Origin of the sequence: Stutzerimonas stutzeri, assembly GCF_009789555.1 — a bacterium.
GTDB lineage: Bacteria > Pseudomonadota > Gammaproteobacteria > Pseudomonadales > Pseudomonadaceae > Stutzerimonas > Stutzerimonas stutzeri_R.
On record NZ_CP046903.1, the window covers coordinates 195,258 to 210,547 of the forward strand.

Consider the following 15,290-nt stretch of genomic DNA (forward strand, 5'->3'; position numbering starts at 1 on the left):
TCATTCCTCCTGAATCACATCACCAGGACGCAGCTCAACACCACTGAGCTTGGCGAACTCTTTGGCAGCGAAGCCATTCTCGAAGGCTGCTCCGCTTCGAATCTGCACGGTAACGGTTTCTTGCTCATTCCCTAGTGCCTTACGCAAACCGTTAATCGCTGCCTCGATCACTGCTGCAGTAACCTCGCGCTCAACAAAGTTGATACTGACGGTGTTCTCACCGCCCCCAATCTGGATACGTACCCCCTTGAAGGTGGCAGGCGAGCTTTTGAAACTATTGAGTACGCCAAACACCTTTTCGGTACTGTCGAGCGATACCTTCTTGTTCTCGGCCAACCTTGCCGGCTTGGCATCGTCGATTTGAACCTGCTTATCGTTGGCAGCTGGGATCGGGAAGTCGATAGTTCGAGTAGCCTCACCTGAGCAGGCATAAACCATGAGGCGGGCAGCCTGCGTACTAACCTCGAATGGATCGCCATAAAGCTCTCCATCCTTAGGGTTAGAGCCATCCAGGGTATAACGCATATCGCCCGCAGGCATGCAGGCGAGAGTAACCATGCGCTTGTCGGCGATGGCCTGGACCTGATGACGCACACGAAGCTCCGCCACCCAGCGCTGCGGCTCGCCTGTTTCATGTTTACCTTCGCTGTCCACGGCCAGGAAGTACAGGGTTGCCGCGTCGGTAGTAAAGGCATCCAGGTCGTCGACCTTAGGGTCGCTGGCACTGACCTTGGCAGTAGGTGCGTAGTAAACCACTGGGCTCTGACCGGCATTGCGGGGGATCAGGGCCAAAGTGGTTTCGCCCGTCGCTTCATTAGCGGCATGCACTGTCACGTTCACTGCAGTTTTTTCTGCCGGGAACGGCCCTTTCTCGATGTAGCCGTCAGTCCCTTGTCGCCAGCGACCTTGCTTTAGGGCTTCTGCCTTGAGGGTCTCCATGCCACTTGCACCGGGCATCCAGGCCCAAATCGGATTGCTCTTGGCACGCATCAACACATCTTTCCATGGTGTTTTGCGGTCTTTCGCAGGCCAAAGATCCTCTTCCGCCATCGACCAGTAGGTGCCCGGCTCTTCCAACAAATTAAGGATCAGTTTGTAATTGGCACGAGGGTGAGCCAGAAGCTGCTCAATCTGGTGCTCGGCAGAGTTGGTGCCTTGCCCCATATTCAGGCCACTATCAATTGTGGCTTGCATGAGTTGGGCATTGCCGGTCATCTCGTCGATGGCTGGAAAGTAGATCCGGTTGTAGGTGCCAGAAAGCGCTTTGTTAAAGCGCTGCTGGGCATCTTCTAGGCGATCACGTGCCTCTTCGAAGAGGCTGTCACCGTCCTTCAACCGTTTGCAGATGGACTCAATTGCATACAGGTCACGCAGACGATCTTCGACGGTATCGGCGAGGTAGCTGTCCTGACCGGACAGCACCATAAAATTGTTCTTCTCTTGCTGATACTCGAAGAAATTGGCCAGTTCGCTCGGCGGTAACTTGCCGTCGGGACGCACCACAATCAGAACACGGGGCCCACTCAGCTTTAAATCGTCCAGTCGCGGTAGCACTTGGACATCTTGGTAGGCAGCCTTGCTAACCGGCTGCAACACAGCCGTGAGTTTGTTGATCAGTGCCTGATCGATTTTCGGCTGAGGGATATCGCGAGCATTTCGCTCAATCTGGCGGGAGAGGTTTTCTGTTTCCTTAATGAAGAAACGCTCTTCTTCGCGATGCAGATACCACGCCTGCTCACGCAGTTTCTCCAGAGCGGTCTTGAACTCATCGGACTTACGGTTAGGTGCAGCTAGGAACTCGATGATCTCCGCCTCAGTCAGGCCGATTCGACCACCTACTGCCCGAGAGAATGAGGACGCTAGCAGCAGCGCACCGACTTGCTGGGCGGCATCGCTGCCCAGGTTGGCATCGATTTCTTCTGCGATGGATTGACCATCGTCGGCAATATCGTGGGCCATGGCCGGGCGAAGCGAGTTGGCGATACGGCCGACCTCCTCGCGTACGGCATCGTCGTTCAGGCGCAGGTGCTGTGCCCCAACCAGGAATACATCATCGGTTTCGCGGTCATCGACGCTCTTGAGCAGACGCGCAGCAAACTGCATAAGACCTCGTGTCTGCCGGAAGCCCTCGTTCTCCTTAAACAAGGCAACCAGATGCTTAAAGGAGGGGTGGAAGGGGTAGGTTTCCCTGATCTGCTGGGCGACCTGCTCCAGACTGGTCGCAACAATGTAACCACCATCGGCAGCTGCCTTGATGCGCTGGGCATATTCCTCAGCAACAACGTTAATCAGCGACTCGTCGGGGAGTTCAAGGATCAGTCGCTTCTTCAAGATCTCGTAGATCTCGTTACCCGCCAACTGTACGGGGGTGATGGTGCTGGCTTGTCGACTGGCCTCTTGCTGGAGATTAGATATTGCCTCGGCAATTACCTTGGTCTGAGCCACATAGCTGCCAGATAGGTTGGCAATCACAATGCAGCAACGTGGTAGCTCCAAGGCAGCGCTCATCAGGCAGCTGAGCGTGTAGGTACTCACCGTTGCCAGGGTGCCGCTGCCGATGACAGTTGTGCTCGCGTTTTCAAGATAGGGCGGCAACTCATCGAGCATGATAAGCGTCGGCTTGTCCCCGATGATTTTCTTCCAGCCAGCTAGGTCGACCGCGCGAGGTCCATTGACCCAGTAGGGCTTGATGGCTTCATCTTCACCAAGCTGGGTTGCAATCTCGCCCCAGATGTAATTCTCAGGGTTGTTACGACCATTAAATGCAGCTACTCGCACCTCACCGATTTCGATCCGCTTAGCAAGATCGGGCGACAGCACTTCACTGCGCAGGTGCGGGTGTTTGGCCAGTAAGCCGAGAGCAATCATCATGTGCGTTTTACCGCCACCCATTGCCTGGGTCAGCTCGAAAACTGCCTGATCTGATTTGCCATCCAGACGCAGCATGCCCTCGCGAAACAGCTGTTCCATGCCCGAGGTGATGTAGTTTCGTGCAAAGAACTCACGACCATCACCCTCATCAGAGATAAGGGCAGAAAGGTTTTCGATCCCTTCGCTCATCCGGTAGTCGCGAATGATTGGGTTGAATGTGCATGCCTGCTTGACTGTCTTGAGCATCTGCTCGACTCCCTGAGAATTACTTAATCGTTGCTCGACTGACTGGAGGCGTTGGTGGGCTGCGGAATGGAAAGCTCCTGGCTCACCTGCTGCAGAAACCACTCGCGCATGGTCAACCCTCGCGCCTTGAGTGCGGCGTAGATCTGCTGCTTTTGGGCAGGATCAACCTCGATCACAACGCGATTGCTAGTTTTCATGGGCAGGGATACCTTGCTTGGGGCTGTAACGTGACGTGATGTTATGTCGAAGGGGGGGAGGGCTGGAAGCCTTGGTGGACATTAATTATTTTTTCTTGCAGGGGCATGTTGAGGTCGGCCACGTGGCCTCACCTTTACCTCTGCTGAGTACTAAAAATGGGGGCTCGCCTGGGGCTCAGCCCGAATTACACCGGGATCTATGAGCTTAGTGGACAGCTATCGCAGGAGCCACAGCAAGGCTTGCCGCGCATGGAGTCCCAATATTGCCGCTCAGCCTCCTCCCAGTCGCGCAATGCGAAAGCTAGTTCGGTAGCCTGCTTTGCATGGTCATGACAGCGCCGAATTCGTTTGGGAAGGCGGCGTCCATACAGGCCGCAGAAGCAGCGCCTTTTTTGGTTGATTACCCGCTGGGGCTTTTCCCACACGCTGAAAAAAAACGCTGTGCCGGAAAACACATCTAAGATAGGTCGCCCCTTGGACTTTCTGCGCTTGAGCTCTAGCTGATTTACCGCAAGAGCGTTTGCGATCTCGTCATTGATTGCGCTCGCAGCCTTCTGCGCTCGCAGTTGATGTCTAGCTGCGTCGCCGTGTGCCCACGCGGAACCATTCGGCCATCTGCGCAGAGTGCGAGCGCGCTCTTGAAGCTTTAGATATTTGTAGATTGTCTCAAGCCAGGCACAGGCGGACGGTTCATCTAAGACAGGAAGCGGATTGGCGCCTGCGTAAAACAGGCAGAACGTACCGTCAGAATTGATGTGCCGTTCGGGGCAAAAGCCTGGCAAGTTATGTGGCGTGTTTTCGCGTACGTCTACCCACTCACCGTCTTGGCGTAAATGCAACTTGTAGGGAAGTGTTCTTCCGTCGACCAGCCGAATCGGAAGGTCAAGCGTTGCTGTCTGCGGGGAGGATGTCACACAGATCCCCCCAAAATTTGGGGCGACCTGTGCAATCAGGTCGAGCGCTGTGCTCAACGGCTGCCGTCTACTTTCTTGCGGGAATGGGGCTGCACCTGACGCTCATCCGCGCGAATGATCGCGGCGGAACCCGCGTAGGCTTCCGAGCGAGCTTGCTTGGCTGATGAGTCCCCATCATCTGCTAGGGCTTCGGTGGCTTCGTTGTAGTCCAGATGCGACGTCTTACGACTCTTCCCAAACAGGTTCTGCACAGCTTTCGATGCTGCGTCGTAAGCTGCTTGCCCGATCGCGGTTTCCACCCCTGAACACGCGCATTGGCGTTTCTCAGACTCGATCACGCTACGCCCGATAGCGCACCTAACTCTATTCCCCTTTGCGCCCAGGCGCGTGACGGCTATCGGGCCCAGATCGAAGCCAATCGCGAGACCGAGGTCGCCGGTTTCAATGCCTTCGGCTTGCAACCGCTCAATCGCGAGGTTGAAGCTGCTGCGCAGTGCGCCTGCCAGCCGTGTGGCCTCTGATACCGATTTCTCTTCGTCAGTAGTGTGCGCGGTGCCGTCACAGGATAAGGCCTGCACGCAGTCTCCGATGAAGCGCACGCGGCGCCCTTCGAAGTCGGAGGTCACGACCCGCTCCAGCTCGGAGCGGATGACATGCAATGTCCGCACGACATCGTCGGTCTTCACGTTGATGTGGTCGGCCACGTAGGCTGTGAAGCCATCGATATCGGCGTACAGACTTACCATCTCCTGCCGCTTCGAGTTGGCCGGAGTCAGCGAGTAAATGTCCATATCACGCAGAGGTGGGGTTTGGCGGGAAAACTGGTAACCGCCAATGGGGTTCTTTTTCAGATCCTCACGCCACTCCTCGACGATCTCGTCGGTCGTGACGTCCAGCTTGGCCGCGTCCTGACATGCCTGGATCTCGGCCGCGGTCAGGGCCGATTTTTCCGGCGCATCGCTATCCGCAAGGCCGATGGCCTTACGAGCATTGTTAGTCAGATAGATACCCCTGGCCTTGTTATTGCTGGCCAGTTTCGCGGCATGGTTTGCAGGATCACCCAGAAACAATGGTTCGCGGTACCCGCTGCGGCCATTGTTTACGGCAAGAGCTAGGCCGGTATCGATGCCAATTCGAACCTTGGCTGCTGGGATTTGCTCATCGTCGTCGCCGGTCTCTGAAAGCACATCAATGATTAATTGTGCGGTTGCAACGGCGCGTTGAACGCGCTTGGTCTCGGCGCCAGACTCAGTGTTGTACGGCTTGGTGAAAAGGGAGTGCAGCCGCTGACTGTGGAAGTCTACGCGGCGTGCATCAACCTTGTTGAGAATCCGCTTGACTGCCCGGTAGTGCTGGTCAAGGAAACGCAGCGTGCGCTTGTGGCAGTCTGTGCCCTCGACCGCAGTGATGTTCAGCATGTCCTCGAGATTCATGATGTCCGCATACATGTGGACCCCATCCACGCGGTACGCGGTACTAGTTGGAATCGATTCCAAAGACATGTCGCGCACGTAATCCTTGATGGTGATTTCCTCAACATCAGCGATCTTCTGGTCGATGTGTTTTGCAGCGCGATCATAGTTCCAACTCTTGCTCATCGATCACTCCTTCGGGTGATTGGGCGCGCTGCAATGCGGTAGGCAAGCGCATGCTAAATTTGCTTGTCGACAGATATCCGTTACTTCGGTCCTAGCTTGTTGAAAATGGTGCGTAGCTGATTGCAAGCTGGGGATAGGCTGGAGGGTAGCTGGTCTTCATTTTTCGTTGGGCGATATCCGATTGTTGTCAGCCCTTTCAGATCTGACGGCAGATGGACCTCGTCGCCCCTAGGCTCAAGAAGGAAGGTTCTTGCCCTGCCAAGTCGTCCTACGAACAGGCCAAGCTCGAAAATGACGTTGTCGCGCGGCGTATTCTTGGTTTCATCGCGCATTGTGACGGAGTCGTCCGGCTGCGCGATTGCAATGGCAAAATCGCACTCGTCCAGCTGCTCTTCGAGGCTTTCAATGGCGTACTGCGACGCGCAGAAAACGCCTTGAGTCCACGTCTTTACGAAGAACTTGTCGTGCTCAAGGTTATTCTCGATTGCCCGGGCAATAGGGAGTGCCTCGACCGAGCAAATGATGAATACGTGGGATGACTGATGGGCAGGGAGCACCATGTCGTTTCGCTGGTGTAACCGATCGATCAGTTGCCGAGTGACCTGTCGCCAAACCGAGGGATACGCGTCCGCAGTGGACTTGAAGTCTGCCGCGCTGACCTTTAATACAATCGAGGGCTCGGTGGCCAGTACAGTGGCAGAGCGTTTCGCTGTTGGGACCAGAGCAGCCATCTCTCCGACGTGGTCGCCGCCCCCTCGAGTTGCAACTTCTCGATCATGAACCTTCACTAGGAAATGCCCCGTGATGATGAAGTAAACCTCGGAGTCCTCCGCGTCTTCGGTAATTAGCACCGCATCTTTAACGATCTCCTCCAGCGTTCCTACCTCTGCGAGGCGGCGTGCTAGGTCTTGACTTCCGAGTACCAGCTTCTGTTCAAGCAGTACTTCCTCAAGAACAGCGCGGCCTGACGGCCCTTCAAAGCGATCGATCAACTTCCCAGTAGTCATGATGGCGAGCATTCCCTTGCGAAGAGTTGCGGGGGGCTTTTACAAGGAAATGGGGACGTGCGTCACCCTTTCAAGGGGGCGCTGAGGAAAAGATCTAGGCAGTGCGGGCGCTAAGGGACGCAGTTTCAAATTCTGTTTGATTGCATTCGGGAGAGGTGGGCCGAATGTGGAGTGTCAAACATTTTGTGCCGTCCGACCGCACTCGCTCTGGTACACCTGTCAAACCTTCTCTTTATTGGCGTTAGTTTGTGTCAATCAATGGGGAGAGTTTGACAGTCAATTGTCAATTGCCGAAATAGCCGTCATAGATAGAAGTGACGGGCGATTTGGCAGTGTCAATGTAGGGAACGTGAGGTGATACGAAGCCGTCGTTAGACAACAATCCTGAGCTGTGGAACGAAAAGAGTGTTGCGATCTGCTCTGACGTGAGAGAGGTCAACTGGGGGCATAACCCTCTTCAGTGCGACGTTATCTGTGCAGGAATTCCCTGCTTAGGAGCATCGAAGTCAGGTCGCAGCAAGAACAAACTGAGCATGGCAGAGGAACACTCCAAAGCTGGTGATTTGTTTGTTGATTTTCTCGATGCGGTTAAAGCGCTGAACCCAAGCATTTGCCTGATCGAGAACGTACCGGAATATCAAACGTCTGCTTCTATGGTTGTTATTCGCGCGAAGTTGGTTTCTCAAGGCTATGTGCTGAAGGAAGCTGTGTTGAATGGCAACGACTTTGGCGCTCTTGAGCGTAGAAGCCGATTGGTTGTGGTCGCGATAAGTAAGGGGCTTCCTGACGTTTTCGATTTTAGTGAGCTAAGCAAACTGAAAGAGAAAGAGGGAAGTCTTAATGAGGTATTAGAGGATGTTCCGCATGATTCTGAGCGGTTCAAATCCTTCGACTATCTCGCAAATAAGGAAGTACGCGACAAGGCAGACGGCAAAGGATTCTCACGCCAACTGCTAAGTGGGGCTGAAGATTTCTGCGGAACAATCGGACGTGGTTATGCGAAGTGCAGGAGCACGGAGCCCTTCCTAGTACATCCGACCAACCCGCAACTGTCTCGGCTACTCACGCCTGTCGAGCACGCACGAGTGAAAGGCATCCCGGAGGTGGTAATCGCTGGGCTTCCTGACACGACTGCGCATGAGGTGCTTGGGCAGTCAGTGATCTTTCCGTTGATTGAGTCCGTTGGGCTCGAATTAGGGGTGTCGATCACTGCTGCTGTAAACCCCAGCGTGGTGAGTCTGCGACAGGAGGGAATTTCCTCCTACTGTGGGCAGATCTGCGGCGGTGGTAATTGCGGTGCTGGCCAGTTGTGCAGCTTCGGAATCAACTCGGAAAGCCAGATGCCAGGCCTGCCGGAAAGTGATCCCAACCAGGGTCAGTTCCAGCTCAGTCTGATGGTGGCGTAAAACAACCCCTGCCAGGGAGAAATCCCTGGCGGGGCTTCTCCTTGCATGGATGGAAGGAGAGGATCATGAGTGCAATCCTTGAGGCAGCACAGTTGCAAGGCAACGCGAGCATCATCCGCAGGGCCTGGGCAAAAAGGGGCAAGCAGAAGGTTCACCTCTGGGAGCTATCGACTGGGGGCGTCATTCTCCTGCGCCACATGGAGGGGGAAGGGTTCAAGCATCCGGTAAAGCTGCATGAGCCAATGGAGGTAATCGTTAACCGATTTCGCGAGAAAAACGGTCATCAGGTGATCTCTCCCCATGCAATCTGAATTCAACGCCCTTCGGGGCGTTTTTTTTGCCTGCATGCTTGAGGCTGGCAGGTGGATCGGTATAATCGACACATCGCTTCATGTTTCATCCCTTCGCGCCTCAGCGCACTAATCTTCGTCAAGTGCATGTTGCACTCGGCAAGAGCCTGTACCGATCTTCGGTCAGGCAAAAACCAGAGTCACTTTGTGGCCTGGGAAAGCTAAGTCGGAGCTTCAACCGGCCTAATCGAAAGCATTCAGAATCAACGTTCCTCTTTAGGTCCGTTGCGTTTTTGTTTGCACAACAAAACCCACGCGGGGATAACTCCCTGCCGGGCGTTTCTCCGTCTGCATTAAGCTAATGGAGAAACATAATGAAAGTTCTGATCATCGCAGTAGTGCTGATTGTTGGTGGCATCCAAGTCGGCTTTAAAGCGTTCGATTACGGCGTTGCTTCGGTTGAAAAAACTGAAACCGCCAAAACGATCAAAGCCCGTCAGGTGCTCTGATTGAAACAACCCTTTGGGAACAATCCCATGGGTTGTTCTCAATCATTGAGGATCTGCGTATGTACTTCCGCAACTTAATGACTGCCCTATGGATCGGTCAGGTATTTGCAGAAAGCACACAACGCCCTTATGCCCTTTATGGACATAAGGAGGGCTACATCGTAAGAAAACTGACTCGGGCTAACAGCTTGGAGTTGGAAATAATCAAACCCTGACGGGAGCAATCCCGTTATGGGGGCGCCTCGTCATTAATTTGCGAGGTGTAATATGTTTTTTAATAAAGTTCTTAGTTGGTTAAGGGAGACTGTCGTCGGCATTGGCTGTAGCTTGCTGGCTGCGGGGTTCGTCGGCATCATCACTCCAGGTTCGCATCCGCAAGCCATTGCGGTCAGCGTGGTAAGCGGCCTGGTCTTGATTGTCGGTGGTCTGGTGGTATCCTTTTTCCAGAAAGACAACGCAGGTGAATGAAATGGACACGACACAAACGCTCGTTTTGGCTATATCCGGCGTGCTGTTCACGATCACTGTGGCAGCGTGCGTCGGCATGATGCTAGCGAAGCACTTGGACAAGAAGCATGCTGCGCATGCGTCCAAGGTGCCCTGATCCACGAGATATTTGCGTCAATACCCTTCTGCTCAAGGCAATGCCTTGAGTAGGTAACCAGCTAGTCGCGTAACGTGGTCATCCCTTGTGGGTGATCCACCAGAGCCCTCCGCGTGAGGGTTCTGGGGATCACCCACCTGGAGAACATCAAATGCCACAACACGAAGAGCCAATAGCACTGTACTGCCCCGAACTCAAAGAGCTGATGATCGACTCCGGCCGAGTGTTCCTCGTCCCTGATCAGATCGCAGCAACAGTGAAGAAGGCCAACCCTGACACCCGCTTCGTCAAAGCATGGGCTGTGCTGCACCGCCTGATACCCGCATCAGGCGCAGTATCGGTTCTCGAAGCGCCTCAGTCAGCGGCGGCATGAGTGCCAACAAAACCCCAAACCCCGGCTGTTTCCAGCCGGGGTTATTTTTTTGCCTGCCAGAATCTGGTCAGATTCCACCGCCTTTTCCTCTCGCGTATCTCTAGCATCTTGGTACTCACCTTCACCAGGTAGCACCTATGCGACCCAGCTTCAAACATGCCCTCCGACGCTTGGCTGTTGGCGGCATCATCATGGTTCAGCTCAATACGGTTGCCTTCAAGGCGTGGGCCGATTCCATTGCTGCCAGCGCCACGCTAGGCAATCAGACCGCTCAAATGGGCATTCAGATGCTCGATCCTTCTGCGGCGCAGAAGACGCTTCAGGATCTGTTCCCTGACCTCCAAGGCGGCGGTACCGCGTCCTTGGAAGAGGTGTATGGAGACGACTCGGGCACTCTTGACGCTGGCATCCAGGCCAACACACGGCTGAGAAGTGAGTCGTCGATGGATGGCGAGGCATACAGGATTCTGGTTGATAGCGGCAAACGGCCTGCTGTGGATCTTTCGAATGATCCAATGTTTAACCAGACGGACGAGATTCGATCTAATGATTTCATGCAAGGTTTCAAAGAGAACTTTGCAGACTGCTCCAGAAAAGACGTTTTTGAAGAACGCCAGGCTACGTCTCACATCTCTGATTACCGCACCTGTGAGCGCGTAGCAAACGAAGGCGGCAATGTGACCTTCAAGCATGACTATTCGCTAGGAGTTGTCGAGTATGTTTCGGGCCAGCCAAACTACCAGTCATGCGGCAGAGGTTGCCTATATGTATGGGTGGGCACCGTTGGTAACGATTACTGGGGCGGTAAATGCGCGATCTACGAGGAATACACACGCTTCAGGGTTATCAATAAAGATGCCATCCTGTCTGCGGTTGTTGAACAAGCTACGTTCGATGACTACTTTCAGATCTACTTCAATGACTCTCTTCTATGGACCCACACGCCGGGCGTATTCCCTCCCGAGACGGCGGGCGCGTGCGAGAGAAGTACCAGTTGGAGAGTAAGTCCCAACAAGGATGTCACGAACGAACTAAAGCAAGACTCGGACGTAATTACATTCAAAACACGCACGTCAGTCACAGGTCGGGGCGAAGGCTATGCACGCATTCGCATTAATTACGATCCAGCAAAAGCGATCATTGACAATGGTTGGGGGCCTGAAGAGCGCCTTCCACTCCTCAAGATGATTAACGATGGTTTCTGCAAAGAGAGCAGCGTTGTTTGCACTAAAGCGCCGGCAGTAGATGCGTCTGGCTGCATTAGTGAGAATGGTGTGGTTGCATGCCAAGCAGACATGCAGCCATCCCCTCATCCCGACCTAGACCCCTTCTGCAGGGAAGCGGAAGTGACAGCTGACTGTTCTTTCTTCAAAGGGGATCTTGCCTGCTACATTGATGCCAATGGCAAAGAGCAATGCCCTGAGAACGGGGGGGATTCATGTGTTGTAAATCATGAAATAGAACTTCGCTCAACTGGTTTGGTGGGCAAATTCGCTGCTAATGGGCGGAATATAGCCAGGGGAGAATTTGATTTCGTCGCAGGCACATGGAAAGCTCTACCTGGCTCTGATGGGACAGTATTCAATGGCAGTGTAGCAAAGGTCGATTACGATGCTGTGTGTGCTAATGATGAAGGATACGTACAGTTATCAGATGCTGATGTTTGGGCTGAGCATGGGCTTGGCGGGCAACTCGACACGTCAGTAAGCCACAATGTAATTACGTATCCGACATGCGCAAATGGACTTAAAGCTGTTGTTGAAATAAGGGATCAGCAAGGTGGTGATGATGGTGGTAAGTACGATCTTTCAGGTACGTTTACCTTTCGACATTCTAAGCTGGTCAAAGATGTATGGTCGCCGCAAAGTTGCATAGATCAGGGTCAAGCTGTACTGGAAGGTAAGTGCATCTCGGGGCAGATTACAGTCACCAAAGGTGTTCAGCATGAAGGAGAGTGCGCAACCATTTCAGGCATAAATATTTGCCCTGGTAATCCACTTTATGAACAAATCTCGGCGAGCCCATTGGGTACGTCAAGACTTGCAGAGCAGGTCCGTGTGCAGGGTTGCGGTGTAATCGAAGAAAACCTGGACACCTGTGAGCAGTACGAGAAAGACCCCAACTGCGGTTTCATCTCCCAGAGCTGTATAAAGGGGGCTTCTGGGGAGTCGGGAGGATGCTACGCCTACGAGGAGATATGGGACTGCGGCTATGACACCAGCTATCCCACGGTAGTCAATACCGGCACTCAGATCGAATGTCCTGGCGGCGCTAGGTGCATGGGAAGCGAGTGCTTCGACACCTCGAACCAGAAAAGCGGTGACTTTGCATACGCCGTCGCAATGCTCCAAGTTGCCCAGTTCGCTGAGCATGATCTTGATTGCGGTGGCGACGGATCGGATATCGAGGTTGCCAACGAGTGCAAGATATTCAAAGGCGAAGCAATGGAGTGCAAGAAAGCGCTCGGTGGCTATGTCGATTGTTGTGAGGCTCCCGAAAGCGTCAGTATTTACGATTATGTGAATCTGACAATGAACACTATGAAAATGGCTAGTGCAATGGAAGCGCTATCCACGCACGGGCTTGGGGGGAGCCTGAAGTATGGTTACTGGCAAGCAGGCACGAATGCCATCACGTCCGCTGGTAGTTCAGTCATAAAGGGGCAGTGGTCAACGATAGTTGACAACGCAACTGGTGCATTCAACAAAACGCTTCAGGGCACTGTCCAGGATACGCTTGTATCTCAGGTCCAGGAATGGCTAATGCAGAAAGCCTATGACGCCATGGTTAATATGGGCGCTGAGGTAGCCGCAAATGCTGTGTTTGTTCCAGCAGAAGGCGGCGGGATGATGCTTGGCCCTCAGGCTACGATGGTCGTCAACATCATTGGCTGGGTATACATGGTTTATGTGATTGTCGATCTTCTAATTAACATTATCTGGGAATGCGAAGAAAAAGAGTTCGAGCTTGGAGCAAAAAAAGAAACAAGGCAGTGCACGTTTGTAGGAAGTTATTGTGCCTCAGAAGCTCTTGGCTCTTGTGTTGAGAAACGAGAAAGCTACTGTTGCTATGGTTCGGTTGTAGGCCGAATCGTTCAAGAAGCTGCGCATGACCAGCTTGGTATTGAGTACGGTGATGTTGAAAATCCAAGTTGTGAAGGCATTACTCCTGACCAGATGGCCCTTATGGATTGGAGTAAAGTAGACATGTCGGAATGGATAGGCATGCTGAACATTGCAGGCCACCTTCCAACAGTGAACACGGTTTCACTTGAACAAGTTACAGGGAGTGGTAGCAGCCTTACGATATCTGAGGGGAACGTTCGGCAAAACTCGCTTAGTCGTAACGAAAAGCGGTTGGACGGATTTGATGCTGAAGCGGTCAAGAAAATGGAGGAAGACATAGCTAGGGGCGCAGTCCCCCAGTAAGTAAAAGGCCCCATCAGGGGCCTTTCGTTTATTTACCAATGAAGTAGTTTGGCGTTCCGCTTCTCAGCACTGCAGGCGGCAATTTATCGGACTTTGACCGTGTGGCCGATGTGACATAAATCAAAAACCAATCAGGCAGAGCTGCGGACAGCGCGACTGTGTTAGCCCGACTTTCGTGGATATTCCGAAACCCTGATGAATTGATAATGGATTCCTCAGTAACCTTGTGACCGACGATATGGATAGGACCATAGGATTTCGGTGCGGAAATGAATGCTGGACTCTCTTTCGCCTCTTCTGAGAACAGCACTAAATTCGAAGCCTTTGGCATTTTGCCACCAAATGATCGGCTATCCGACTCGGGATATGCTGTAGCGATAAGTTCCTGAGGAAGCTGCTTTTGGAAAACGGCGGCCCTCGATTTATTGAACTCATTTAAGGCAACCTGCACAGCTGCTTCCGGGGAGGAGGCCAGATCTGATGGGACCCATGCAACGACCTGCGGCAATTGAGCTGGCTGTGTAGGTCCGCCCCCAAGAAGCAAAAGTCCCAGGCCGACCCCGGCTACAGCGCCTCCGCTCATTCCCGATGGCGGCGCCACGGCACCTACGCCATAGGTAGCAGCATCGAGCACTCCCGTGCTGTTTCCACCTTCGGCCGGTTGTGAGGATGCATCGCCCATCATTTCGCGTGGCACGTCACGCATGCCAGAAATCTGCATGGCATTCATGTAGACCATTGCGTCGGACCACTTCGCTTTGGGTGTAGCAGCCGGGTCCGGCAACTGATCGAAGGTAACGGTATTGCCTGGTGATGAGCACCCTACCAAGGCGGTGAGGGCCGCAGTCATCGCGAGTGTCAGTTTGATTTTGCTGCAGTGAATCATGTCCGCTGTCCTTCCTGATTAAGTTATTCAAGGCTACCAGTGACGGCCGTGTTGCCAAATTCTTGGCTTTGGCGCGTCAACTCCGCAGCTGGTAGCGGCCCACAAAAAACCCCGCTTTGATGCGGGGCTCTGTTGTCGTCGGCGCTGGACTATTCAGTCTTTTCCTGGCTGGGCCAGCGATGCTGGCTGATTTCGCTGCTCTACCAGCTGGCCTATGGCTTGGAGCAATGCTTTCGCAGGCTGGGCGCCTTTGACCAGGATCTTCTGGCCATTGGTGTTGTCCACGACGACTGTTGCAGGCGTGCCCGTCACGCCCATAGCGGTACCGCGATCCATCTGATCCTGGATCTTCTGCTTGAACTTGCCGCTGGCCATGCATGCATCAAATGCCTTCGAGTCTGCGCCGACTTCTCGTGCCAACCGACCGATATCATCAATGCCTTGGCCGTTCATAGCGCTGCGCTCGAACCATTGCCCGGTGAATGCCCAGAAAGCCTGGTTGCCCGCAATTTCGCTGACACACTCTGCCGCGTGTGCAGCCTTTGCGGCCGTGGGGTTGTGGAACTGCAGCGGGTAATGCTGCCACTCCCAGTTGATCTTGCCACCGGCCTGCTCAACGAGTGACTTAGGTGTGTCATGGAAGCGTTTACAGAAGGGGCACTCCAGATCGCTGAACTCCACAAGGGTGAACTCGGCGTCTGCCTTACCGTAGATGTTGCGGCCTTTGACCTCGATGTCTGAGGCGGCAGACCATTGCGAAAGGATCTGTAGCTTGGCAGCCGCGACCTCGGCCTGTTCTTTCGCGTCAAGTGCAGCGGCGACGCCAGCCGGCAACTGCTCAGCTATCGCTTGGTTGATCGCATGCTCGGTGTACATGACGCTGGCGCCGAGGGCGGCCACTGCGAAAAGCGCGGAAAGACCTACGGTCAAAGGGAGTCGGTTTTTTGAGCTGGGCATGGGG

Annotated in this window: 14 protein-coding genes; 7 read left to right on the forward strand and 7 right to left on the reverse strand. The window is 53.9% G+C overall.

Going from position 1 to position 15,290, the window contains the following annotated elements:
- The 5 genes from GQA94_RS22905 to pycTIR all read right to left on the reverse strand — a co-directional run bounded on the left by GQA94_RS22905 (position 1) and on the right by pycTIR (position 6,833).
- Positions 1 to 3,117, reverse strand: a complete 3,117-nt coding sequence (locus GQA94_RS22905; RefSeq protein WP_158190235.1) for an anti-phage-associated DUF499 domain-containing protein — start codon at positions 3,115 to 3,117, stop codon at positions 1 to 3.
- 23 nt (positions 3,118 to 3,140) lie between these two features.
- Entirely contained in the window at positions 3,141 to 3,314 is a 174-nt protein-coding gene (locus GQA94_RS23325) for a hypothetical protein (protein ID WP_199270180.1), read from the reverse strand.
- A gap of 197 nt (positions 3,315 to 3,511) precedes the next feature.
- Positions 3,512 to 4,228 (reverse strand): E2 domain-associated cysteine-rich protein, encoded by a 717-nt coding sequence (locus GQA94_RS23670; RefSeq protein WP_423835469.1) that lies wholly within the window; start codon positions 4,226 to 4,228, stop codon positions 3,512 to 3,514.
- A gap of 53 nt (positions 4,229 to 4,281) precedes the next feature.
- Positions 4,282 to 5,826: a Pycsar phage resistance system uridylate cyclase PycC gene (gene pycC, locus GQA94_RS22910; protein WP_045424234.1), complete on the reverse strand. Its 1,545-nt coding sequence runs from the start codon at positions 5,824 to 5,826 to the stop codon at positions 4,282 to 4,284.
- An 80-nt stretch (positions 5,827 to 5,906) separates the two neighbouring features.
- Positions 5,907 to 6,833: a Pycsar phage resistance system effector protein PycTIR gene (gene pycTIR / locus GQA94_RS22915; protein ID WP_084797777.1), complete on the reverse strand. Its 927-nt coding sequence runs from the start codon at positions 6,831 to 6,833 to the stop codon at positions 5,907 to 5,909.
- 413 nt (positions 6,834 to 7,246) lie between these two features.
- Here pycTIR and GQA94_RS22920 point away from each other — a divergent pair, with 413 nt between their 5' ends.
- The 7 genes from GQA94_RS22920 to traN all read left to right on the forward strand — a co-directional run bounded on the left by GQA94_RS22920 (position 7,247) and on the right by traN (position 13,443).
- Positions 7,247 to 8,239 carry a DNA cytosine methyltransferase gene (locus tag GQA94_RS22920; protein WP_256371969.1) on the forward strand — a complete coding sequence of 331 codons (993 nt, stop codon included), beginning with the start codon at positions 7,247 to 7,249 and terminating at the stop codon, positions 8,237 to 8,239.
- A gap of 65 nt (positions 8,240 to 8,304) precedes the next feature.
- Positions 8,305 to 8,550, forward strand: a complete 246-nt coding sequence (locus GQA94_RS22925) for a hypothetical protein (RefSeq protein ID WP_019406492.1) — start codon at positions 8,305 to 8,307, stop codon at positions 8,548 to 8,550.
- Positions 8,551 to 8,903: 353 nt separating this feature from the next.
- The gene (locus GQA94_RS23555) at positions 8,904 to 9,038 is read left to right on the forward strand and encodes a hypothetical protein (protein ID WP_019406491.1); all 135 of its coding nucleotides are present in this window, start codon (positions 8,904 to 8,906) and stop codon (positions 9,036 to 9,038) included.
- Positions 9,039 to 9,305: 267 nt separating this feature from the next.
- Entirely contained in the window at positions 9,306 to 9,506 is a 201-nt protein-coding gene (locus GQA94_RS22930) for a hypothetical protein (protein WP_026012503.1), read from the forward strand.
- A gap of 1 nt (position 9,507) precedes the next feature.
- On the forward strand, positions 9,508 to 9,642 hold the full coding sequence (locus GQA94_RS23560) for a hypothetical protein (protein WP_019406489.1): 135 nt from the start codon (positions 9,508 to 9,510) through the stop codon (positions 9,640 to 9,642).
- A gap of 151 nt (positions 9,643 to 9,793) precedes the next feature.
- The gene (locus tag GQA94_RS22935) at positions 9,794 to 10,015 is read left to right on the forward strand and encodes a hypothetical protein (protein ID WP_019406488.1); all 222 of its coding nucleotides are present in this window, start codon (positions 9,794 to 9,796) and stop codon (positions 10,013 to 10,015) included.
- 191 nt (positions 10,016 to 10,206) lie between these two features.
- On the forward strand, positions 10,207 to 13,443 hold the full coding sequence (gene traN, locus GQA94_RS23330) for a conjugal transfer mating pair stabilization protein TraN (RefSeq protein ID WP_185745423.1): 3,237 nt from the start codon (positions 10,207 to 10,209) through the stop codon (positions 13,441 to 13,443).
- Between the two features lie 28 nt (positions 13,444 to 13,471).
- Here the strand turns inward: traN and GQA94_RS22945 are convergent, their stop codons facing one another.
- Together GQA94_RS22945 and GQA94_RS22950 are read right to left on the reverse strand one after the other, a co-directional pair.
- Positions 13,472 to 14,329, reverse strand: a complete 858-nt coding sequence (locus tag GQA94_RS22945; protein WP_073865916.1) for a hypothetical protein — start codon at positions 14,327 to 14,329, stop codon at positions 13,472 to 13,474.
- 153 nt (positions 14,330 to 14,482) lie between these two features.
- Positions 14,483 to 15,286 carry a DsbA family protein gene (locus tag GQA94_RS22950; protein WP_019406484.1) on the reverse strand — a complete coding sequence of 268 codons (804 nt, stop codon included), beginning with the start codon at positions 15,284 to 15,286 and terminating at the stop codon, positions 14,483 to 14,485.
- Positions 15,287 to 15,290: the final 4 nt, after the last annotated feature.

Excerpts from the sequence above, each read along its gene's own strand:
- GQA94_RS22905 (WP_158190235.1), bottom strand. The coding sequence starts at position 3,117 with ATGCTCAAGACAGTCAAGCAGGCATGCACATTCAACCCAATCATTCGC.
- GQA94_RS23325 (WP_199270180.1), bottom strand. The coding sequence starts at position 3,314 with ATGAAAACTAGCAATCGCGTTGTGATCGAGGTTGATCCTGCCCAAAAG.
- pycC (WP_045424234.1), bottom strand. The coding sequence starts at position 5,826 with ATGAGCAAGAGTTGGAACTATGATCGCGCTGCAAAACACATCGACCAG.
- pycTIR (WP_084797777.1), bottom strand. The coding sequence starts at position 6,833 with ATGACTACTGGGAAGTTGATCGATCGCTTTGAAGGGCCGTCAGGCCGC.
- GQA94_RS22925 (WP_019406492.1), top strand. The coding sequence starts at position 8,305 with ATGAGTGCAATCCTTGAGGCAGCACAGTTGCAAGGCAACGCGAGCATC.
- GQA94_RS23555 (WP_019406491.1), top strand. The coding sequence starts at position 8,904 with ATGAAAGTTCTGATCATCGCAGTAGTGCTGATTGTTGGTGGCATCCAA.
- GQA94_RS22930 (WP_026012503.1), top strand. The coding sequence starts at position 9,306 with ATGTTTTTTAATAAAGTTCTTAGTTGGTTAAGGGAGACTGTCGTCGGC.
- GQA94_RS23560 (WP_019406489.1), top strand. The coding sequence starts at position 9,508 with ATGGACACGACACAAACGCTCGTTTTGGCTATATCCGGCGTGCTGTTC.
- GQA94_RS22935 (WP_019406488.1), top strand. The coding sequence starts at position 9,794 with ATGCCACAACACGAAGAGCCAATAGCACTGTACTGCCCCGAACTCAAA.
- traN (WP_185745423.1), top strand. The coding sequence starts at position 10,207 with ATGGTTCAGCTCAATACGGTTGCCTTCAAGGCGTGGGCCGATTCCATT.
- GQA94_RS22945 (WP_073865916.1), bottom strand. The coding sequence starts at position 14,329 with ATGATTCACTGCAGCAAAATCAAACTGACACTCGCGATGACTGCGGCC.
- GQA94_RS22950 (WP_019406484.1), bottom strand. The coding sequence starts at position 15,286 with ATGCCCAGCTCAAAAAACCGACTCCCTTTGACCGTAGGTCTTTCCGCG.